General features: G+C 58.3%; 25 protein-coding genes and 1 tRNA gene. 8 read left to right on the top strand and 18 right to left on the bottom strand.

Annotated features, from left to right (window positions below; translation table 11 throughout):
• Positions 1–6: 6 nt before the first annotated feature.
• Genes M5D89_RS01630 through rsmD form a run of 3 tightly spaced genes read right to left on the bottom strand, consistent with a single transcriptional unit; the run spans position 7 to position 1,369 of the window.
• Positions 7–258, bottom strand: a complete 252-nt coding sequence (locus M5D89_RS01630) for a YfhL family 4Fe-4S dicluster ferredoxin (protein ID WP_248883994.1) — start codon at positions 256–258, stop codon at positions 7–9.
• 47 nt (positions 259–305) lie between these two features.
• Positions 306–803, bottom strand: a complete 498-nt coding sequence (gene coaD / locus M5D89_RS01635; protein ID WP_248883995.1) for a pantetheine-phosphate adenylyltransferase — start codon at positions 801–803, stop codon at positions 306–308.
• Positions 800–1,369 (bottom strand): 16S rRNA (guanine(966)-N(2))-methyltransferase RsmD, encoded by a 570-nt coding sequence (rsmD, locus tag M5D89_RS01640; RefSeq protein ID WP_248883996.1) that lies wholly within the window; start codon positions 1,367–1,369, stop codon positions 800–802. The genes coaD and rsmD overlap by 4 nt, the downstream gene beginning before the upstream one ends.
• Positions 1,370–1,418: 49 nt before the next feature.
• On the opposite strand from rsmD, the gene ftsY reads away from it, so the two are divergent.
• The 6 genes from ftsY (at position 1,419) to M5D89_RS01670 (ending at position 6,638) form a co-directional block, all read left to right on the top strand.
• The gene (gene ftsY, locus M5D89_RS01645) at positions 1,419–2,651 is read left to right on the top strand and encodes a signal recognition particle-docking protein FtsY (RefSeq protein WP_248883997.1); all 1,233 of its coding nucleotides are present in this window, start codon (positions 1,419–1,421) and stop codon (positions 2,649–2,651) included.
• Positions 2,648–3,307: a cell division ATP-binding protein FtsE gene (gene ftsE / locus M5D89_RS01650; protein WP_248883998.1), complete on the top strand. Its 660-nt coding sequence runs from the start codon at positions 2,648–2,650 to the stop codon at positions 3,305–3,307. Before ftsY ends, ftsE begins: the two co-directional genes overlap by 4 nt.
• Positions 3,304–4,209: a permease-like cell division protein FtsX gene (ftsX, locus tag M5D89_RS01655; RefSeq protein WP_248883999.1), complete on the top strand. Its 906-nt coding sequence runs from the start codon at positions 3,304–3,306 to the stop codon at positions 4,207–4,209. The genes ftsE and ftsX overlap by 4 nt, the downstream gene beginning before the upstream one ends.
• Positions 4,210–4,306: 97 nt before the next feature.
• A complete protein-coding gene (gene rpoH, locus M5D89_RS01660; protein ID WP_248884000.1) occupies positions 4,307–5,164 on the top strand; it encodes an RNA polymerase sigma factor RpoH in 858 nt (285 codons plus the stop codon).
• Positions 5,164–5,505: a DsrE family protein gene (locus tag M5D89_RS01665; RefSeq protein ID WP_248884001.1), complete on the top strand. Its 342-nt coding sequence runs from the start codon at positions 5,164–5,166 to the stop codon at positions 5,503–5,505. Before rpoH ends, M5D89_RS01665 begins: the two co-directional genes overlap by 1 nt.
• Positions 5,506–5,552: 47 nt before the next feature.
• Positions 5,553–6,638, top strand: a complete 1,086-nt coding sequence (locus tag M5D89_RS01670) for a mechanosensitive ion channel family protein (protein WP_248884002.1) — start codon at positions 5,553–5,555, stop codon at positions 6,636–6,638.
• On the opposite strand, the gene hslU is transcribed toward M5D89_RS01670, so the two are convergent.
• The 6 genes from hslU to dapF are packed head-to-tail and all read right to left on the bottom strand — an operon-like array spanning position 6,635 to position 11,149.
• Positions 6,635–7,963 (bottom strand): ATP-dependent protease ATPase subunit HslU, encoded by a 1,329-nt coding sequence (gene hslU / locus M5D89_RS01675; protein ID WP_283102938.1) that lies wholly within the window; start codon positions 7,961–7,963, stop codon positions 6,635–6,637. The genes M5D89_RS01670 and hslU overlap by 4 nt on opposite strands.
• Positions 7,960–8,502, bottom strand: coding sequence for an ATP-dependent protease subunit HslV (gene hslV / locus M5D89_RS01680; protein WP_248884003.1), 543 nt, complete (start codon positions 8,500–8,502; stop codon positions 7,960–7,962). Before hslV ends, hslU begins: the two co-directional genes overlap by 4 nt.
• Positions 8,495–9,400 (bottom strand): tyrosine recombinase XerC, encoded by a 906-nt coding sequence (locus M5D89_RS01685; RefSeq protein ID WP_248884004.1) that lies wholly within the window; start codon positions 9,398–9,400, stop codon positions 8,495–8,497. The genes hslV and M5D89_RS01685 overlap by 8 nt, the downstream gene beginning before the upstream one ends.
• Positions 9,390–10,064 carry a DUF484 family protein gene (locus M5D89_RS01690; protein ID WP_248884005.1) on the bottom strand — a complete coding sequence of 225 codons (675 nt, stop codon included), beginning with the start codon at positions 10,062–10,064 and terminating at the stop codon, positions 9,390–9,392. Before M5D89_RS01690 ends, M5D89_RS01685 begins: the two co-directional genes overlap by 11 nt.
• A 3-nt stretch (positions 10,065–10,067) precedes the next feature.
• Positions 10,068–10,244 (bottom strand): hypothetical protein, encoded by a 177-nt coding sequence (locus tag M5D89_RS01695; RefSeq protein ID WP_248884006.1) that lies wholly within the window; start codon positions 10,242–10,244, stop codon positions 10,068–10,070.
• A complete protein-coding gene (gene dapF, locus M5D89_RS01700) occupies positions 10,241–11,149 on the bottom strand; it encodes a diaminopimelate epimerase (RefSeq protein ID WP_346347696.1) in 909 nt (302 codons plus the stop codon). Before dapF ends, M5D89_RS01695 begins: the two co-directional genes overlap by 4 nt.
• A gap of 93 nt (positions 11,150–11,242) precedes the next feature.
• On the opposite strand from dapF, the gene M5D89_RS01705 reads away from it, so the two are divergent.
• A complete protein-coding gene (locus M5D89_RS01705; protein WP_248884007.1) occupies positions 11,243–12,133 on the top strand; it encodes an NAD(P)-dependent oxidoreductase in 891 nt (296 codons plus the stop codon).
• Between the two features lie 140 nt (positions 12,134–12,273).
• Here the strand turns inward: M5D89_RS01705 and M5D89_RS01710 are convergent.
• Positions 12,274–12,347, bottom strand: a tRNA-Gln gene (locus M5D89_RS01710).
• Positions 12,348–12,416: 69 nt separating this feature from the next.
• On the opposite strand from M5D89_RS01710, the gene M5D89_RS01715 reads away from it, so the two are divergent.
• The gene (locus M5D89_RS01715) at positions 12,417–14,243 is read left to right on the top strand and encodes a cation:proton antiporter (RefSeq protein WP_248884008.1); all 1,827 of its coding nucleotides are present in this window, start codon (positions 12,417–12,419) and stop codon (positions 14,241–14,243) included.
• A 112-nt stretch (positions 14,244–14,355) separates the two neighbouring features.
• Here M5D89_RS01715 and M5D89_RS01720 read toward each other — a convergent pair whose 3' ends face one another.
• The 8 genes from M5D89_RS01720 to tnpA form a co-directional block, all read right to left on the bottom strand.
• Positions 14,356–15,975, bottom strand: coding sequence for an APC family permease (locus tag M5D89_RS01720; RefSeq protein ID WP_248884009.1), 1,620 nt, complete (start codon positions 15,973–15,975; stop codon positions 14,356–14,358).
• A 158-nt stretch (positions 15,976–16,133) separates the two neighbouring features.
• Positions 16,134–16,706 (bottom strand): hypothetical protein, encoded by a 573-nt coding sequence (locus tag M5D89_RS01725; RefSeq protein ID WP_248884010.1) that lies wholly within the window; start codon positions 16,704–16,706, stop codon positions 16,134–16,136.
• Entirely contained in the window at positions 16,627–16,932 is a 306-nt protein-coding gene (locus tag M5D89_RS14380; RefSeq protein WP_431307143.1) for an EexN family lipoprotein, read from the bottom strand. Before M5D89_RS14380 ends, M5D89_RS01725 begins: the two co-directional genes overlap by 80 nt.
• A gap of 60 nt (positions 16,933–16,992) precedes the next feature.
• The gene (locus M5D89_RS01730) at positions 16,993–17,928 is read right to left on the bottom strand and encodes a sulfur oxygenase reductase family protein (protein WP_248884011.1); all 936 of its coding nucleotides are present in this window, start codon (positions 17,926–17,928) and stop codon (positions 16,993–16,995) included.
• Between the two features lie 198 nt (positions 17,929–18,126).
• Positions 18,127–18,426, bottom strand: a complete 300-nt coding sequence (locus M5D89_RS01735; RefSeq protein WP_248884012.1) for a DUF4168 domain-containing protein — start codon at positions 18,424–18,426, stop codon at positions 18,127–18,129.
• 92 nt (positions 18,427–18,518) lie between these two features.
• Positions 18,519–20,114 carry an IS66 family transposase gene (gene tnpC / locus M5D89_RS01740; protein ID WP_248884013.1) on the bottom strand — a complete coding sequence of 532 codons (1,596 nt, stop codon included), beginning with the start codon at positions 20,112–20,114 and terminating at the stop codon, positions 18,519–18,521.
• Between the two features lie 50 nt (positions 20,115–20,164).
• Positions 20,165–20,518 (bottom strand): IS66 family insertion sequence element accessory protein TnpB, encoded by a 354-nt coding sequence (gene tnpB, locus M5D89_RS01745; RefSeq protein ID WP_248884014.1) that lies wholly within the window; start codon positions 20,516–20,518, stop codon positions 20,165–20,167.
• Positions 20,519–20,521: 3 nt separating this feature from the next.
• Complete coding sequence (gene tnpA / locus M5D89_RS01750) at positions 20,522–20,851, bottom strand: IS66 family insertion sequence element accessory protein TnpA (RefSeq protein ID WP_248884015.1); 330 nt, start codon at positions 20,849–20,851, stop codon at positions 20,522–20,524.
• Between the last annotated feature and the right edge of the window lie 9 nt (positions 20,852–20,860).

Genomic DNA, 20,860 nt, shown 5'->3' on the forward strand with positions numbered 1-20,860 from the left:
CAAGCGTCACACTTGACCGGTCAGAAGGAAAAATTTTTCCTGCAAGGCGTCGGGAGATTCGGGGTTGGCCGGGTCGAGTTCGATGCAGTCGACTGGACAGACCTCCTGGCACTGCGGCGTATCGTAGTGGCCCACACACTGGGTACACAGGCCCGGTTCAATGACATAGATCTGCGGACCCATATGGATCGCCCCGTTGGGACATTCGGGCTCGCAGACATCACAGTTGATACAGTTGTCGAGAATATGTAGAGACATGAAAGCAATCCGAAGGAAAGTTGGACAAATTCTACTCCCCTCCGATATCAAGGGGCAAAACGCCGCTGCAAGGCTTGCGCCACCGCCGGCTGAACAAAAGCACTGACATCCCCGCCCAGGCGACTGATTTCCCGAACCAAACTGGATGATAAAAAGGTATTGGCATCGGAGGTCATGAGAAAGAGGGTCTCCACATGACTATCCATACGCCGCTGGATGGAGGCGAGCTGAAATTCGTGCTCAAAATCCGAAACCGCGCGCAAACCGCGCAAAATCACACGCACGCCCTCCTCTTGAAGGAGGTGCAGCAGCAAGCCGGCAAAGGGCCGCACCCGTACTCCGGGAATCCCGCCCAAACAGGACTCTGCCAGGGCTACTCGTTCGGCCAGCGGAAAAATGGTCTGCTTGGGCGTTTCTGCGGCAACGGCAACGACCACTTCGTCGAAGAGCTCCACTGCGCGCCGGACCAGATCTTCATGTCCCAGGGTAATCGGGTCAAAGGTACCCGGATAGACGATGCGGCGCGGGGTGCTACCTGGATTCATGAGACTCTCCTCTGCTGCCGTAACAAAACGTAGTGACTATCCCCGCAGACGCCTTGGCGATGGACTTGCCAATGCGCAGGCAGGCTACTGGCTGGCCACAACTCCTGGGCACTGGCCTCGAGATAGAGCCATCCGCCCGGACGAACCGGGCTCTGCTCACCCAGTAGCAGGGGGTGCAGACGCTCCGGCCAGCCCTGCGCAAACGGGGGGTCGGCAAAGAGCACATCGTAGGATGCCTGCTGTCGCGACAAAAATGCTACGGCATCGTGGGCCAGCAGGTGCCGATGCGGATCCAAGCCACAGGCAACCAGGTTCTGCGCCAGAATGCGCCGATGGAGAGGAGATTTTTCGACGAAATCTACCCGTGCCGCGGCGCGGGACCAGGCTTCGAGGCCGAGGGCCCCGCTGCCAGCAAAAAGATCGAGCACTTCCGCGCCCGCAATCTCTGCCGCCAGCCAGTTGAAAAGGCGCTCCCGCACCACTCCGGGCGTCGGGCGGACACCGCTGCCGCGAGGGGTTTGCAACTTTCTGCCGCGCAATCTTCCGGCAATGATGGCAACCGTCATGGGATTTCCCGGTGATTGTTCGGCCGCGCCCTTCGCGAGATAATGCAGCTTGGTAGCGAAAAATGAGGTTGGTCCGAAGATCATGGTTTTTGGCTGGTTGAAGCGTAACAAAAGCGCCCCAGAAGAGGAAATCCCCCCCGCGCCGGCGCCTCCAGAGCCTACCCAGCCCTCAGCACCCACTGCGCCAGCAACAGAACCGGGCGACGCCCAGCAAACAGATGGCGAATCTTTGCTGCCTGAGGCAGAGCCTGGTCTCGGCATCCCTGCGTCGATGAGAGACCAAGGCGTCGAGCCCGTCGCCGTAGCGGAGGATGGGCGTCCGGCGGAAACCCCTTCAGAGTCGCCAGAAACTGCAAAACAGGGCTTTTTCACCCGACTCAAATCCGGTCTGAGTCGCTCCCGGGAGCAGCTCAGTGAAGGTGTGGCGCGCTTGGTCCTGGGCAAAAAGGAGATCGACGACGAACTCCTGGAGGACCTCGAGGCCATCCTGCTGCAATCGGACGTTGGTGTGCCGGCCACCCGCAGCATCATGGATGCCGTCACTCAGAAGGTCCGCCGCAAGGAACTTACCAATCCTGCCGCTTTGCAGCAGGCCATTCGCCAGTCCTTGCTCGAGCTTTTGCAGCCGCGCTGCGAAAGCTGGGCACCCAGCAAGGGTCAAACGCAAGTGCTGATGATGGTAGGCATCAATGGTGCTGGCAAGACGACCACCATTGGTAAGCTGGCAGCGCGTTGGAAGGGGGCCGGTTTTCAGGTGCTGCTTGGCGCCGGTGATACCTTTCGTGCCGCCGCGGTCGAACAGCTGCAGGGTTGGGGCGAACGGGTCCAGGTGCTAGTGATCGCCCAGGGTAGCGGCGCCGATAGCGCCTCGGTGATTTTCGACGCCTACGCAGCAGCGCGCTCTCGTGGTGCCGACCTACTCATTGCCGATACTGCAGGCCGCCTGCACACCCAAGGCCATCTGATGGAAGAGTTGAAGAAGGTAAAGCGGGTGCTGGGCAAACAGGATCCCGCGGCACCGCAGCAAATCTGGCTGGTGCTCGACGCCGGTACCGGCCAGAATGCGCTGCAGCAGGCACAGCAGTTCCATGCTGCTGTGGGCCTTACCGGCATCTGCATCACCAAGCTTGACGGCACCGCGAAAGGCGGTGTCGTCGCGGCCATTGCCCAGGCCCTGCCGATTCCCATTCGTTTCATTGGGGTGGGCGAGGGCGTGGACGATCTTCGCCCCTTTGATGCGGAAGCCTTTGTTGACGCATTGTTTACGCGGGAGTCCGCATGATCGAGTTCATCAATGTTACCAAGCATTATCCGGGACGACGGCATGTCCTACGCGAGCTAAATCTGCAGCTCGAAAAAGGGGAGATGGTCCTGCTCACCGGCCCTTCCGGGGCGGGGAAAAGCACCCTGCTCAAGCTGCTCACCCGCCTGGAAGCGGTCAGTCACGGAACCCTGCGCGTGGCCGGCGTCGATCTGGCGACGTTGCGCCGGCGCCATATTCCCGCCTATCGCCGGCGCGTGGGGGTCGTGTTCCAGGACCATAAACTGCTCATGGATCGCACGGTCTATGCCAATGTTGCCCTCACCTTGCAGGTTGCGGGGATGTCGGCGCGGCAGCTCGATCATCGCGTGCGCGCGGCCCTCGACAAGGTGGGGCTGGGAGAGCACTGGCGGGAATTTCCAGAAACTCTTTCTGGGGGAGAACAGCAGCGGGTGGGCATCGCCCGGGCCATTGTCCATACGCCAGAGATCCTGCTTGCCGATGAACCCACCGGCAACCTCGACCCCACCCTGAGTAACGAGATCCTCGACATGTTCCGCGATTTTTATCGCCACGGCACCACGGTGCTGGTCGCCACCCACGACCAGGGGCAGGTGGAGCGCATGTGTTTGCGCACCCTGCACCTCCATCATGGCCAAGTGCAGGAGAAAGCATGAGCCTACACGTTCGTCTGCAGGCTCTCGGCAACGCGCGCGATACCCTCCTGCGCCAGCCCATTGCCTCTCTGCTCACCATTATTGCCCTCGCCGTGGTATTCGCCCTACCCGTCGGGCTTTTCACCGCGCTCGGCAACCTACAGCAGCTCCTCGCCAGCTGGCATAATCAAGCCCAGATTTCTTTATACTTACATGATGATGCAACGCCACAGGCCATCGCCCAGCTGCGCAGCCAGCTGCGCCAGAGCCCTGGCGTGGTCGATGTACGCTTCGTGGGCAAAAATCAGGCCTTGGACGACTTTCAGCATTACGCCGGAATGACGGCGGCCATTCATACCTTGGGGGAAAATCCCCTGCCGGCCTCGTTGATCGTGGAGCTGAACCCTCTGGCGCAGAGTCCCGCCGATCTGGAGTCGCAGGTACAACGCTGGAGCCATGAGCCCATCGTCCGCAGCGCCCAATCGGATCTGAAGTGGGTTGCGCGACTCCAGGCGATCGTCGCCCTGGGGACCCGCGCCGTTTATCTCCTCGCCGTCCTCCTGGCCCTAGGCGCTGTGCTGGTAATGGGGAACACCATCCGCCTGCACATCGAACAGCGCCGCGACGAGATCGAAATCAGCTCCCTGGTCGGGGCCACCAAGGGTTTCATTCGCCGCCCCTTCCTGTATCAGGGGCTGATCCAGGGGGTCCTCGCCGGCTTTCTGGCGTGGTTGATCGTGGCCATTGCCTTTGCTGTCCTGCAGGGCCCGGTCAGTCACCTAGCCAGCCTCTATGGCACCAACTTTCCCCTGCGCGGGTTGACGCCCGGAGAAGGCTTTCTCCTGGTGCTCATCAGTGCCGCGCTGGGCTGGTTGGGTTCGCTGGTGGCCGTAGGCCGCCATCTCGATAATACGGTCTCTTGAAATGTCGCCATGGTGTCCCCATGTGTTGAAAGGTTGTCCGCAGCAAACCTTTGCGTCAGACGCTGGTCTAAACTGAGGACGGGAACGGAGGCAGGCAATGAATGAATTGGCGGTGATGAACAGGGATCTGACAAGTGTTGACGGGATGGCAGCGTACCTGCGTTTCGTCAATGCGCAGCCCCTCTTGAGCGCCGACGAAGAGCGGGACTACGCGCAGCGCCTGCGCGAGAGTGAAGACCTGGAAGCGGCCAAGGCGCTGGTGTTGAGTCACCTGCGTTTCGTGGTGCGCGTCGCGCGCGCCTACCGCGGTTATGGGCTACCCGAGGCCGATCTGATTCAGGAAGGCAACATTGGGCTGATGAAAGCGGTGAAGCGCTACGACCCCGACCATGGGGTACGTCTGGTGTCCTTTGCCGTGCATTGGATCAAGGCTGAAATGCACGAGTTCATCCTTCGCAACTGGCGCATCGTCAAGGTCGCTACCACCAAGGCACAGCGGAAACTGTTCTTCAATCTGCGTTCCAGTCGCAGCGAAACCGGTTGGATGAATCAGGCGGAGAGTGCGGCCATCGCCGAAGAATTGGGGGTGGCGCAGAGCGAAGTTCTGGAGATGGAAGGGCGGATGGCGGGCCACGACTACTCCCTCGATCAAAGCAGTGAGGATGACGAAGGGCACGCGCGCAGTTTCGAACTGGAAGACCCTGCCCTCTCCTCGGTCGATCAGGCCATTGATCGGGATTGGGATCGCGCACGCGAGCAGGGGCTGCACGGCGCCTTATTGTCTCTGTCCCCCCGCGATCGCTATATCATCGAAAACCGTTGGCTCAGTGAAGATCCGAAGACCCTGCAAGCCTTGGGAGATGAGCTCGGGGTCTCGGCAGAGCGCATTCGACAACTGGAAAAAAGCAGCATGAGCAAGTTGCGGCAGCGTCTGCTGGACCATGCTGCGGCCTGATGACACCTGCTGCTCTGTCCCTGGTTTTTCATATCGACGAACTCGGCCATTGGCCAGTGTTACTGGGCAATTTACGCAATGCCCTACGGTGTACGCCCCCACCGAGTCTGCGGGTCATCGTCAATGGTCCTGCACCCATCGCACTGTGGGCCAATAGTCTTTGGCGCCGCGAAGCCTGCGCGCTGATCGCGCAAGGGGTGGAGTTTTTCTTTTGTCAAAATAGTTTGGTGGCCTACGAACTCGATGCCGCAGGCCGCCCGGAAGGGAGTCATCTGGCACCTGCTGGCGTCCTCGCCCTCGCCGAGGCACAGCAACAGGGTTTTTCCTACATCAAGCCCTGATTTTCTCCCTTCCCCTCATCATCAGGAAGAGCAACGGGAGGGATCTTTTGCCAATTCAAGCATTGTGGATGAGTGCGGTCATTCTGTTCGTGGGGGTGCTGCTGTGGTTTTTGCAGCGCGCGTATTTTCGCCGCTATCCCCACAAGGGATCCCTGCCTTTTTATTTGCTCCGAGTCATTGTGCAGGCCAGCATCGTCGTGGGTGGAATTCTTGCCCTGGGAGTGGAGTGGGGCATGCCAAAAAGCGGGATCCGCTTGATCGGTCATTATTTTCTTGATGGATTCACCATCAGTGCCGTTCACGTCAATCCAGCGCATATCGTTGTCGCAATCCTCATTCTGCTGCTGCTTCTGCGCCTGGTAGAATTTTTTACCCAGCGGTTGGATCGGTTTCTCGGCATGTTCTCTCTGGATAGCGGGGCGCGGTATTCCCTCGTTACCCTGAGCAAATATGTGGCCATCATCCTGAGTCTGGCGATCGGCCTCAGTCTCGCCGGCGTGCCCCTAGGGAAATTCGCCCTGATCGCCAGTGCCCTGTCGGTGGGTGTCGGTTTTGGCCTGCAAACCATGGTCAACAACTTCGTCTCCGGCATCATCCTGATCTTCGAGCGCCCCATCAAGGTGGGCGACTGGATCGCCGTGAGTAACACCGAGGGCTACGTCAAGCGCATCAGCATTCGCTACACCCTGATCCTGACCTTTGATCGGACCGAGGTCTTTGTTCCCAACTCCGAGATCATCTCCGGTCAGGTGACCAACTGGATGTACAGCAACAATGTCTTGCGTCTGATGCTGCCCTTTACGGTGGAGCATGAGGCCAATCTGCAGCAGGTCAAGGACGTGATGGTGCAGGTAGCGCGGCAGCACCCGGACGTCATGCAGGATGACCCCAGCATCATCCCTCCCTCGGCCCTGATTCTGGACGTGAATACCAATGGTGTAGTGGTCTATCTGCGTGTCTATATTGGTGACTGTAATCTTGCCTTCAACGTCCAGACCGATCTCCGTGCCGGGGTCATGGAGGCCCTACTCAGCAACGGAATTCCGGTGGCCCGCCAGCAACAGGATGTGCGCATTCTCAACAGTCACTTCGAACCCCTGCGCCTGGCTGCGGACGCAGAGGCCAAGGCCTAGAGAATATAGCGCGAAAGATCCTCATCGGCGGCCAGGTCGTTCAGCCGGCCGTCGACATATTCGGCGTCGATGCAGAGCGGCTGGCTATCGTGATCCGGGGCCTGGAAGGCGATCTCTTCCAACAGACGCTCCATCACGGTATGCAAACGACGGGCGCCAATATTTTCTACCCGCTCATTGACCTGCTGCGCAATCTCCGCAATGCGCCGGATGCCAGAATCGGCAAACTGCAGGGTGACACCATCGGCGGCCAGCAGGGCGCTATACTGGCGGATCAAGGCATTTTCCGGCTCGCGCAGGATGCGCTCCAGATCGTCGGCCTGCAGGGCCTGTAACTCGACACGAATCGGCAGTCGGCCCTGTAATTCGGGAATCAAATCGGCGGGTTTGCTGAGGTGAAAGGCACCAGAGGCAATGAAGAGAATGTGATCGGTCTTGACCACCCCGTAGCGGGTGCTGACGCTCGCCCCTTCGATCAGGGGTAGCAGATCCCGCTGAACCCCTTCGCGGGACACTTCGGCCTGGCTCTGCCCCCCAGCGCGGGAAGTCACCTTGTCGATTTCATCGATGAAAACGATGCCATCCTCCTGTATCCGCTCCAGGGCTAGACTACGCACCTCCTCTTCGTTAACCAGTTTGGCCGCCTCTTCCTCCGCCAGCAGCTTGCGCGCCTCGGCAATCGGGATCTTGCGCTTGGCGGTCTTCTGCGGCGCCATATTGCTGAAAAGATCCCGCAACTGGGCGCTCATCTCCTCCATGCCCGGCGGCGTCATGATTTCGACATTGGCTTTCGGTGCCGCCAACTCGACCTCCACCTCCTGCTGATCAAGGCGCCCCTCGCGCAGCATCTTGCGGAATTTCTGCCGCGTGCCTTCATCCTGACGCGGCACCGTGCTATCGCGAGGACCGGGAACCAGGATGTCGAGCAGGCGATCCTCCGCCAGTTCCTCGGCACGCAGACTGTTTGCGCCCTGCCGCTCGGCGCGCAGCATATTGACGGCAATCTCCGCGAGATCGCGAATGATCGACTCCACATCCTTCCCCACATAGCCAACTTCCGTGAACTTAGTGGCTTCCACTTTGAGAAAGGGCGCGCTGGCCAGCTGCGCAAGACGGCGGGCAATCTCGGTCTTGCCTACCCCGGTCGGGCCGATCATCAGAATGTTTTTGGGGGTAATCTCCTTGCGCAAGGGTCCCTCTACCTGGGCACGTCGCCAGCGATTGCGCAAAGCGACGGCTACGGCGCGCTTGGCTTCGGCCTGTCCAATGATGTACTTGTCGAGTTCCTGGACGATCTCGCGCGGGGTCATTTCACTCATTTTCATGCCAGTTCTTCCACGGTCCGCTGCTGATTGGTGTAGATACAGATTTCTCCGGCAATCGCCAGGGCTTGTTCGGCAACGGCGCGGGCCGGCAGTTCGCTATGATCGAGCAAGGCACGCGCCGCAGCGAGGGCATAAGGACCGCCAGAACCAATGGCGATAATGCCGTATTCCGGCTCCAAGACATCGCCCTGACCGGTAATGATGAGACTCTGGCTGCGATCGGCGACCGCCAACATGGCCTCCAGACGGCGCAAAACGCGGTCGGTGCGCCATTCCTTTGCCAATTCCACCGCGGCCTTGGCCAGTTGTCCGGGATGTGCCTTCAGTTTGGCCTCAAAACGCTCCAGCAGGGTAAAGGCATCGGCCGTAGCACCGGCAAAACCGGTCAGGACATCGGGCTCGATGCGCCGGACCTTGCGTGCGTTCCCCTTCATTACGGTGTTGCCGAAGGTGACCTGCCCATCGCCGGCCATGACCACATTGCTGCCACGGCGCACCGAAAGAATGGTGGTGCCATGGAGGGTCACTGCTTCACTCATGCGATTGCTCCTTCTGTTTTGCGTGCGGGTGGGCGTCATCGTAGACCTGCGCGAGGTGCTGATAGTCGAGGTGGGTATAGATGGCGGTGGTGTCAATCTGCGCATGGCCCAGGAACTCCTGCACCGCACGCAGATCGCCGGAGGATTGCAGTAGGTGGCTGGCGGCGCTATGCCGCAAGCTATGCGGGTGCAAGTGCTGTCCCAGGCGCTCGCGCCCAGCCTTATCGACCAGATATTGTACGCCACGCACCCCCAGGGGACGCCCCTGGCGGTTGAGGAACAGGGCCGTCTCTTGGCTTTCTGGTCGTCTCGCCAAATAGCGCTCCAGGGCTTGGCGCGCGATTCTCCCAACCGGGACGATGCGTTCCCGCTGGCCTTTTCCCAGTACGCGCAGGAGTCCGGCCTGCAGGTTCAGGTCGCTACGCCGCAGTTGCACGAGCTCTGAAACCCGCAGCGCACTGGAATAGAGCAACTCGAGGATGGCCTGATCGCGGATCTGCAGGAACTCGTCGTTGGCCTTCCCGCGCTGGTCGAGAAGTTCCTGCGCCGCATCCACCCCAAGCCAATCGGGAAAGTGCTGCTCGCCCTTGGGCATTGGCAGTCCGCGACTGGGGTCTTCCACTTGCGGATCTTGCAGCCGCAACCAGCGATAGAAACTGCGCAGCGCCGAGAAACGGCGCCGCAGACTGGGTACGGAAACCCCACGCTGCCGCTCGCGGATCAAGAAAAGACGCAGCGCTGGGGCGCGGATTTGCGCCAGGGAATGCAGCTGTTCACTGGCGAAAAATCGTTGCCAAAGCGCCAGATCTTCACGATAAGCGCTGACGGAATGGGCCGCCAATCGCGCTGGCGCAGCGCGCAGAAACGCCTTGATCTGGAGATCGATTTCACTCGGCATGGGCGGCAGGAGGGGCCATGCTGCAGCGCTCCAGCGCTGCCGAAGCCAGCAGGGAAATCTGTTCCAGTATGTCGGTGCCCATGTCCGCACTGTAGCGCTCGGGATCAACACTGGCGAGCAGAACGAGGCCGCGACAGGCACGGGCCTCCAGGCGAATACTCGCAAAGGAAGCGAGCGGTTCTTCTGGCGTTGGGAAAAAATGCGCCATCTCGGCCTCACTGAGCAGCAGGCCCGCCTGCGCGCGTGCCATCCCGCCGAGACGCTGCCAGGAATCTTCGTCGATCGCCAGGGCATCAGGCAGCGTGGTATCTGGAGCGACCAGCAGGGCGAGAGATTCCACCGCAAAATCGTCGCGCAAGCTCCGGCGCAGGGCTTGCAGACAAGCGTCGCGATCCTGCGCGGTCAAAAGTTCAACGGCAAAGCGACTGAGGTGATGAGCGAGTTCCGTATGCCGGCGCGCCTGGCTCAGCAGATGATCGACACAGCGCTGCAGTTGCTCGCGCTCCTCGCGCAAACGCTGAATCTGCCGCTCCAGCAAGGAACTGGCAGAACCGACACCCAGGTGCGGCAGGGTAAGTTCTTGCAGCAATTCCGGGGCCTGTACGAGAAAGTCCGGGTGGGCCAGCAGATAGGCGCGGCATTGCGCCGCTGCGTCCTCCGTCATGCCTCAGTCATCCTCCCAATGGGTATCCGTGTATTGCTCCGACCCGGCATGGATTTCCAGTCGGGCGATAAGCTGCGCCAACTGTTCCAATTCTTCGGGCGCAAGTTTGTCGAGAAACCCGATTTGCTGCGCAGGCACTTGCAGAGTGCGGGCAATGGCATCCAACAACTCTTGACTCATAGACTTTCTCCTTGCGGGATCCAGGTACCATCAAAGACCACCTGCGCCGGACCGATCATGCGTAGCGTCGCGCCCGGCCCAGACCAGTGGATTTCCAGTGTACCGCCAGGAAGCGTCACTTGCACCGCCTCCGCCAATTGGCCCCACAGTCGCCCCGCCACTACGGCAGCGCAGGCATTGCTGCCACAGGCCAAGGTCTCGCCAGCACCGCGCTCCCAGGTCCGCAGGTGCAGGTGTTCGCGGTCTGCAATCTCGAGAAAACCGACATTACAGCGTTCCGGGAAAGCGGGGTGGATCTCCAGCTCCGGTCCCCAATCCGCCACCGGGGCGCGGGCACAGTCCGCCACCGCCAAGAGGAGGTGCGGGTTCCCCATGCTCACCGCGGCAATTTCCAGATCCTGCCCACGGAAGGGCAAGGCGTAGCGAATGGCCGGTGCTGCTGCATGAAAAGGGATGGCGACGGGGTCGAGGATGGGCACGCCCATGTCCACCTCTACCAAGCCATCCGGACGGATCTGCAGCAGCATCTGCCCGGATCGCGTCTCTACCCGCAGCGGATTTTTGCGGCTCAGCCCACTGCGCTGCACAAACACGGCAAAACAACGGGCACCATTACCACACTGATTTACTTCGCTCCCATCGGCATTGAAGATTCGGTAGCGAAAATCGCAGTCGGGGCTGATAGCCGGCTCCACCAGAAGGATCTGATCACAGCCAATGCCAAAGTGACGATCGGCAATCTGTCGGCAGTCTTCGGCACGTAAAGAAAAGGACTGGCGTATACCATCCAGGACCACAAAGTCGTTGCCAAGGCCCTGCATCTTGGTAAACACCCAAGATTGCGCGAGTTGGTTTTTCTGCGAACTTTTCATGCTGCCAGTGTAGCAGGTTGCCGCCAGCAGCAAAGCCTGCGAGATCCTGCAGGACGGATATTTTCTTGACGCTGGGCGACAGAGCCTCTAGCGTTAAACCAACTGGTATGAATGTTTGGAGGTTACATGAAGATTGGATTTTTGGGACTGGGGCGTATGGGCAGCGGTATGGCGCGACGCCTTGCTAATGCTGAGGATTCACTGACCGTCTATAACCGGAATTCCGAGGCGGCAAAAGCATTGCTGAGTTCCGGCGTCACTGCCGTCGCTCGTCCAGGGGCCATGGGCGATCGTGACCTCGTTTTCACCATGCTGGCGGATGACCAAGCAGTGCGCGAGGTCGTATTGGCGCCCGGCGCTCTCTTGGACAGCCTACCGCAGGGTGCAACCCATGTATCCTGCAGCACCATCAGCGTCGCCCTGGCCAAGGAACTGGCCGAGCGCCATGGCGCGAATGGCCAGAATTTCCTCTCCCTGCCCGTCTTTGGTCGCCCCGATGCCGCCGCCGCAGGCAAGCTCTTTCTTGTCGCTGCGGGCCAGGAAGACCTTGTCGAGCAACTCCGGCCGATTTTTCTGCGCCTGGGCCAGGATGTCTGGTGGGTCGGAGAGCAGCCCGAGCTGGCCAACCTGGTAAAACTGAGTGGCAATTTCCTGATCGCGGCTACCATAGAATCCTTGGGAGAGGCGATGGCACTGGTGGAGAAGGGCGGTGTCGATCGCCACGCCTATCTCGACTTTCTGACACGTTCCCTGTTCACTGCGCCCATTCATCGCAACTATGGCAAGCTGATTGCCGACCGTGCCATTCGTCCAGCCGGATTTGCCGCCCCCCTCGGACAAAAGGATCTGCGCCTGGTGGGGGAGGCAGCAGAAAAATTGGCTGTGCCGATGCCATTTTCCAGCATCCTGCGTGATCGCTTCCTGGGCTTGGCAGCCCGTGGTGAAGCCGATGTGGATTGGGCGGCATTGGGGGTAGAAGCAGCACGTTCCGCTGGCCTTACCACCGACGGCGACTGAGGCGAGCTTTGTGAGGAGGACCAGAGCAGTCGAAATCGGCTGCCTGGCTTTGCAGGGAGCGTGGAAAAATGGCTTCTGACTGCGGGCCTTGCGCGCGATGCTCCGAGGCTCCAACTTGGGGCACCAGAGCGAGGAAAATTTGGCTGGGGGACGTGGATTCGAACCACGGTTAGCGGAGTCAGAGTCCGCTGTCCTACCGCTAGACGATCCCCCAACGAGCTGCGTAGGGTAGCGAGTAACGGGTCAACATGTCAAACTGTGACGCCCGTCGCAGGAGAGAACAATGAGTGTCATGTTGATTCTGGCTGCTCTGGTTATTCTGGCGGCGGCGAGCCAATGGTTGGCATGGCGCTGGAAGCTCCCAGCAATACTTTTATTGCTCATAATCGGGATCCTGATCGGTCCGGTCTTGGGTCTTCTGGAACCCGACAAGCTTTTCGGTCCCCTCCTGTTTCCAGCCATTTCATTGGCCGTTGCGGTGATTCTATTTGAGGGCTCCCTGAGCCTCGACATCCGCGAGCTTGGGAATTTGGGTCGAGTGGTCCGCCGTATGGTGAGTATCGGCGCTCTCAGCAATTGGTTGATTCTGGCTGTCGCCACCCGCTGGATAACGGGCTTCCCATGGTCGATGGCAATTCTTTTTGGCGCCGTCATTGTTGTTTCTGGACCCACGGTTATCGGGCCGGTCCTGCGTGCTGCTCGACCCAACGACAAGATCCGTAATGTGCTGCTCTGGGAAAGCATCCTGATCGATCCCATTGGCGCTCTCCTCGCGGTACTGGTCTTTGCTGGAGTGATCGCGCATCAAGGCAATACCGGCCTATGGACTGCCGTCACGCTCTTTTTCAGCATGCTTATCCTAGGCTTGGGGCTGGGTTGCGGCGCGGGATATGGCTTGGGCAGACTGCTACGGAATCGCGCCATACCCGACTACCTGCATGGCATTGTCGCCCTGGGTGCGGTCTTTATCGTCTTCGCCATCGCCAATTCCCTGGTGCACGAATCCGGCCTGCTTGCCGTGACCGTGATGGGTATCTGGCTTGCCAACATGCGCGACGTACCACGCGAACACATCCTGAATTTCAAGGAGAGTCTATCCATTCTGCTCATTTCTCTCCTCTTTTTGCTACTCGCTGCTAGGTTGCAGTTACGTGCTTTGGCAGAGGTGCTTTTTTGGGGATTTTTGCTTTATCTGGTCATCCAATTCGTTGCCCAGCCCCTCAAATTGCTCCTGGCCTATGATCGCCGGGAACTCCTAACTTGGCGGGAGCGCGCCCTCAGTGCCTGGATCGCGCCAAGAGGTATCGTTGCTGCTGCCGGCGCACCGGTCTACGCCGCCCAATTGGAGGCTATGCGCTACCCCGGCGCAGAATACTTCGTGCCGCTGACATTTGCGGTGATCATCCTCACCGTACTCAGCGCAAGCTTTACGACGCGACCTTTGGCACGGGTATTACGGGTGGCCGAGGGTGCGCCACGAGGGGTGCTGATTATTGGCGCCAATCCCTTTGCCATGGCGATCGCACAAAATCTCCGCCAGTGGCAGTTTCGACCCGTGCTGATTGATGACGATTTTCATCAAATTCGCGAGGCACGCATGCAAGGTTTAGAAACCTTCTTCGGCTCGCCGGTATCCGAAGCTGCTGATCGAGAGCTCAGCCTGGTAGGAGTCGGTTATTTTCTCGCCCTATCCACGGATAACGCCCGCAATCTTGTCGCCAGTCTGCGCTACACCCCAGAATTTGGCCATCGAGCTGTTTTCACGCTATCCGACGGCAGCCATCAGGAGAAAAGTGCGCGCCGGCGCATGGCCCGCCGCCACCGGCAACAATATTTATTCGCCCCTAAAGCCACGGCGGAAGAGCTGCTGCAACGCCTCAGCAGCGGTTGGTCGCTAAAGATTACCAAGCTCAGTGAGCAGTTTGGCTGGGAGGAATACCGCCAGCAATTTGCCCTGACAGGTTTTCTGCCCCTCTTTCTCTTACGCGGCGACTACCTCTTTCCGTTCCTGGCTGGCTTACCGGAAAATGCTCTCACTCCCCAAGCTGGGGACCAAATTATGTCCTTAGTCGCAGCACAGGAAAGAAAGGAAGAACAAGATCAGCAGTAAATCGGAAACCCAAGGATCGATGGGTTTCCTGAGTAGTTGATCAGCTCTGCCAATAGTCGCGAAATCTTCTTGCCGAGACGCTCGGCGAAAAGACCCTACAAGCTGGACAGAATCACGGTGCGCCCACGCCTCTCTTATTGAGAGTCCGCATATACACCCGTATCTCCTGATCCGATACCGCACTGTATACGCCCCAGTAAAAAATCACGAGGCTGACTGCCGCGATCAGCGCCATTCCCTCATAGAAACTGATCAATCCCATGCCCCCCAGCGATTTGGGACTGATCCACGAGGTGCCCCAAATCACGAGAAAATATGGAATGATCCACCACATGTGTTGCCAGCCCATCTCGCTGATGGGTTCCTTCCGGAACCAGCCCCACAGCGCGTAGAGCCCCAGCAAGACAAATAAGGTGCCGAAGATGAAGTTCAGGGTATGTAAACCCGACCAATATACGATCCAGGTCCCCACGACGAAGGATATGGGCGCGATGATCTTTGCTCCGGGCAGGGTAAACGGACGTTCCATCTGCGGCATGGCCTTGCGCAACTGTAACAGAACGACGGGACCGATCACGTAAGAGAGAACCGTCATCGATGCGATGTAGCCAACCATCTTCTGCCAAGAGGGAAAGGGTAGGAAAAATATCGCGCCGACGACATAGAGGAGCAGTAGACTGGTCCAGGGGACGCCTTGGCCATTAATCTTGCCCAGGACCTTCGGGAAGGCACCACTTTCCGCAGTGGCCAGGGTGACGCGTGCCGATGTTGCAGTGTAAATCAATGCCGTACCCGCAGGAGAGACAAACGCATCGGCGTAAAGCAGCAAAGCCAACCACGTGATACCTATGGTCGAAGCCAAGGCCGCAAACGGACCATTGATGCCGGAAAAATGTAAATGTTCCCAGCCACCATGCGCCAGATCTGCAGTAGGAACGGCGCCGATAAAGGCCACTTGCACCAGAATGTAGATACCGCCTGCAATCAAGACCGAGACGATGGTCGCCAGGGGCAAGTCACGCTTGGGATTCTTGCTCTCCCCTGCAAGATCGATGGCATGACGGAAACCCAGCAGGGAAAATATCACGCCCCCCGTTGCCACAGCCACGAACATCTCCTGTATGTTACCTGCTGTATTCTTGGGAATGCTATGAAAATTCCCGGAGTGCCAACCAAATACAATAAACAGAATACCCGTCAATGCAGGAATACCAATTTTCCACCAAGTTGCGCCGTTGTTGATTCTGAAGATCCAGCGAACCGACAGGAAATTCAGACCCACAAAGAAGGCCAGAGCAATGAGCGCATATATGTATCCCTGCGCACTCAGCAATGCGCTGTGCGGCTGGAGAAAATGAGGAAAATAGTTATTGGCATACGTCAACAATGCCGTCACTTCGATCGGCGCGATGGTTGCGTACGACAAAAACAATATCCAGGTCCACATATTCCCAACAATGGGGCCATTACCCACATTGGCCAAATGAACGACTGCACCTGCCTTGGGAATCAAGGGGGCAAGCTCGGCGAAAACAACTGCCAGAAGCAAAATGGCGACCATGCCAATTATCCAGGACCCGATTGCGAAAGGACCCGCCATCTTCGCGGTGAATAAAGGCCCGAACAGCCACCCAGATCCGATAGATGCCCCGACACAGGCAAGGATCAGCCCCTGCAACGTACCGTCTCGACGCAATCCGGGCCGACGATTTTCAAATTCGACTGTACCCATTAATATCCCTTCCAATTTTTATAAATTTCTTCCTGACCATCGCACGTAGTAAACAGTCTGTCAACCCGACAACAATATCACGTAGTTATCATCAGCAGAAAGAATACACAGAAGAGATTATATACGGCCCTGGGTATCACCACCGTCCGGATCTTAATCTAGAGACTCTCCAGCATGTTCCGGGTCTCGCGCTGCCAATCCGCAATTATCCGCAGAGAGAGGTTGACCACAAAGCCACAGAGAATCAGAATAGCGTTGGCTGTCTGCATATCCAGGTACGCCCCGGACCCCTTTTGAAAGATCAGGGCAGCATTTTTGGTGCCGTTGGCCAGCAACTCTAGGGTGAATAGGGAAGAAGAGAAAATAATTACACTCGTAAGACAGACATTGATCGCCAGATTCCAAGTGTTATGAACGATCCGCCGAGCAACAAGAACTGCATCCGAGAAGTAAATAATCGACATTAGAGATATCTCGAGGGACAATTCTGATATATTTCCAGCATATATGCTGATTGTGACAAAGAAGACATAGATGAGAACCGGGATACTCAGAATGCTGATTTCCGAAAACGCGGTGATCACAATATGCAGCAGTTTCCGATAAGACATAATAAACCCGTAATGGTAGCGGCCATGCCCGCAGGGAGGTTCACGAAAGGTCATGCGCCAAACTTTGCGCCGTCTTCTTGGCGTTATAGGATAAAGCCTCGTTTCCAGCTTTTGCTGCATTCTTGCATGACATGCTTTTGGGGCGGGCAGCGCTATCTGCGCACCATTTACTCTCCTTATGCATTTGCCCTTGATGATGCAAGTACCAATTTACGGTGTGCCCACCGGCGGGGCCGTCATCAATGCCGGAGCATCCGGATAATGCTAGCCCAGCCAGCACGCTAACCAGTCCAGCGACTAGTCCACTGTTCATTCGTGATCTCCTTCGGCTACCCGGATATGACATTTTGAGATGATGTAAAACGCCCGACCGTCGAGGCGGGCCGTCGGGATTTCTCCAGCTACGTCACTTGACCAGTTTTTTTCGCCACTGTCCTTGTTCCATCATGGGTGCGAATATCTGGTAGTAGGGGCCTTTATCGAGGTGCGCCAAAACGCCCTCATTATGGATCTGTCGACATTCGTAATCGAGCATGGCATGCGCAATGCCCATGTGTGCAGCTTCTGGGGACTCCCATTCCATATGCACCAAATATTGAGTTGGCGTCTGCCCCGGAATGGGTGGAGTCTCTGGGATCGCACTACCGCGGTTGGTATTGTAGGCCGGAGGATTGGCTCCAAGGGTCGCCTTGAGCATACCCTGGGGGTCGAGCTGGAAGGAACCAATGGCAGAAACCCCGAATTGCTTCAGGATCATCCAGCCAATCATTCCTGGCACATTGTCCTTGAACCAGCGCAGCGTCTTTTCCGCGCCTTCTTCAAATTGCTGTTCATGGCCATCCATGACCCAATGATCGCCGATGGCAATGGCCCGCTTCGCCGCTAATGCCACTTTTGGCACAGCCTCTTGCTTGGCAAAGGCTCCACCGAGAGCCGCCGGCACGTCCGTCATGGCGACGATGGGTGGCAAATCTGAGCGAATGATTTCGTAGTATGGCTCCCATGGGCCTTCGATGACCATGTCCAGGCAGTCGCCGCAGAGTTCGTAGATCTCCTTGAAATTATCGTGATGCATTTCTTCGTGGGATTTTACATCTTTCCACACCGTGTATTGAAACATCCCAATGGGATTCAAAGTTTCGTGCATATCAATAGCGCCACCGCCATAACGTCCCGCCATGGGATGAATGCCGGTTTGCAACAACTGCTCAAAACCCAAAAACCCGGAGTGAGATGCTGTGGTGATACACACTTTTGGTCCAACCTTCATCATCGTCTGATAACTTTCCGGTCGGTTTGCGACCTTGGACTGGTTGATCGCAACGATGGGATTATTGCTCATATATTCACCTCCTGAATGACAGAAATAAATTCTCCTCTTTGATGTTGATCCTTTCTGTGCGAAGCCTGATATTTACAGGACCTCACCGCGGGTGCCCGTGAACAGAGCGGAGTGGGCGAGCCCAATCCGGTCACGTTTTAGCCGCCAAAGTCTAAGCCGATTTTATATGGCACATCACTAATCCTAGAGTCATTACCATCAGCCGATCTTCTGTATCTCAGCATTTGCACGTTTGGCGAAACTTGGATCGGTTTCTGCCTTGTGGATGAGGCTGTTGTACTCATCTGGCGTCAGGTGGTGCTCACTGAGGATTGCCATTGCCTGTTTCCCGTATGACCGCACCTTTTCCTGCTTCTGTTCCTTGCTGAGGCTTTTATTTGCCGCAATAGCTTGAACATGTTGATTGATGGGCTGTATTTCCTTTACGGAAGCAGCAAAGTTCTTCATTTCCTGCGCATTGACATGCCCGACTGAAGAGGGCGCTGGTGGTTCCTGCATTGTAACCGGTCTCTCAGCGGCGTTCTTCCCCCCTCCATTGGCATGAGGCAGGATGGCTTATTGCCTGGTCGGGATTGAGGTGGGCGGTGGAATCAGCGGTGTTGCTGGAAGCGGTGCAGATCGGAGCGCAGGGGTGCCTGGGCAAAGTGCTCTTTCCACAGACGAGGGGTGAGTTGGGCCACGTCCTTGGCCGGATGCTGACCGACCCGCTGCAGGACGTCTACGAGATAATCGTAGGGATCGATCCCCTGCAGGCGGCAGGTACTGAGCAGACTCTGGATGATACCGAGATGCTCTGCACCAAGTTCAGTCCAGCAGAAGAGCCAGTTTTTTCTCCCCAAGGGAATGGGTCGGATCTGGCACTCGATGTGGTTGGTGTCGATGGGCACGTCAGGTTCTTCCAGAAAGACCTGCAGCGGCCCCTTGCGACTGTGGACGTAGGCGAGGGCCTTGGTGAAGGGATTGCTGGGTAGCAAGGCCGTATCCGTCAGCTGCTGTTCGACCCAAGTGAAGAACTGGGCGACCCGGGGGCGGCTATGGGTATAGCGATAGTGCCGCTTGTCCGCACCGCTCAATCCTTGGCTGCGAATCTCATCTTCGACGCGATAGAACGCCCGGATCTGCTCCAGGGCCTCGGCCACCCTTTCCGGGGCGTGGGCCTCGGCACGCACGAACTCCCGTCGGCTGTGGGCCCAGCACTGGGCATGGATCAGCCCCGCGTTTTCTTTCTGGAAGCGGGCATAAGCGGCATAGCCATCGCTCAGGAGCACCGTACCCGGCGCCAAGGGGCCCAAGAGCTCCCGGATGTGGATGGTGCCCCGGCTTTCGGCATAGGGAAAGCAGATCTCCTGGGCATCGCCAAAGACCGGCCAGAAGTACCCTTGGTGCATCTTGCCCTTTTCCCGGCGTCCCGCCTTGATGGGGGTCTCGTCCATAGTCAGCACGCGAGACTGGCGAATGCTCTCAAACTGGGCCGTATAGATGGGGGACAGGAGCAGAATGGACCGTTGCACGAGATCGGTGAGCCAAGAGCGACTGACCCGCAGGCCTTGGGCCACCATCCGCTGATGCTGCCGATAGAGCGGCAAGTGGTACAGGAACTTATCCGTCAGGATTCCCGCCAGCAGGCTGACATCGGCCCGGCTGCCGTCCAGAACCCCCATGGGAGCCGGGGCGGTGTGCAGGGTCTCCGATTCCCGGAGCTTGACCACCGGCCGCTCGTATTTGAGGACGACATAGCTGCCTGGCCGCTGGGCCAGGCGGTAGCTGACCTTGGTATCGATGATCTCGCAGGCGTCGGGATCGAGGCCTGCGATCTCGGGAGCCGGGAGGGTGATGGTTTCGGTAGGTACCCGGCTCTCATCGAAGAAGGGCAGGCTTTCGGCCCGATCTTCCGGCCGTTTGGGCGCGGCGCGAGTATGGGCGGCGACGATACGAAGAGGCGCAGGTGCGACTTCCGCCGGAGAAAACTCCTGACCGAGACTCAGCTGCTCGACCGGAGGCGGAGGGACGCGCCGTTCGCTCTTCTGGCCGAAGAACTGCTGGCGGAACCAATCGAGCTGGCTTTGGAGCCCTTGGATTTGGGCTTCAAATTTCTTGTGGATGGTGGCATTGATCTCGACCTGCAGCTGCCAGGCAGCGAGGGCTTCGGGGTAGTTTCTGGGGGTGGGAGATTCTGCCAAATCCATAGCAGAATCATAACACTAACTGCTTAATATCGCAAGCATTTCAGCGGGTTTCAGGAGAATTTTTCTCCGTTTTGGTGCCGATAACGGCGCCTTTTTTGGACGCCATCGATGCCCTCCAACAGGAGTTTGAGACCGGTCCAGTCGATCTCCGCTTTGGGGGGATGCCGCCACGACCAAAAGCCACCCCGCTCCAGGCGCTTGGCCCAGAGACAGTATCCCGTTCGATCCCAATACAGCACCTTCATCTGGGTCGCCCTGCGATTCACGAAGACGAAGCAATGCCCGGACAGGGGATCCTGGGCGAAGGTCGGATGCACCAAGGCCGAGAGCCCGTCGAAGGACTTACGCATGTCCACCGGCACCCGGCAAAGAAAGACCCGGATGCGTCCTTCCGGAAAGAACATCCCTCAGCCTCGCCGAATCGAGAGGACGCAGCCACCCCCCAGGTCGAGGCGAATCTCCAGGGGCAGCGCCCGCGCTGCAGATGGTGGCACAGCACCCAGGCCCAATTCCACGAAGGCAGGAGCCATCGCCTCCCCATCATCCCCGGGAGCTACCACGCCACCGCTCTCCAGGCGCAGGCGACGCCGCCAATAATAAAACTGCGGCAGGGACAGTCCGTGTTCTGCGCAGAACTGTCGGGCAGAAAGGCCACAAGCCTCGTATTCCTGCATCCGTTGCTGCCAGACCTCCGTCCGGGCCTGAACCTTGCCGCTATCTTCTGGGGTGTTTTCCATGACGCCAAT

The sequence above is a fragment of the Acidithiobacillus acidisediminis genome, assembly GCF_023277115.1.
Taxonomy (GTDB): domain Bacteria; phylum Pseudomonadota; class Gammaproteobacteria; order Acidithiobacillales; family Acidithiobacillaceae; genus Igneacidithiobacillus; species Igneacidithiobacillus acidisediminis.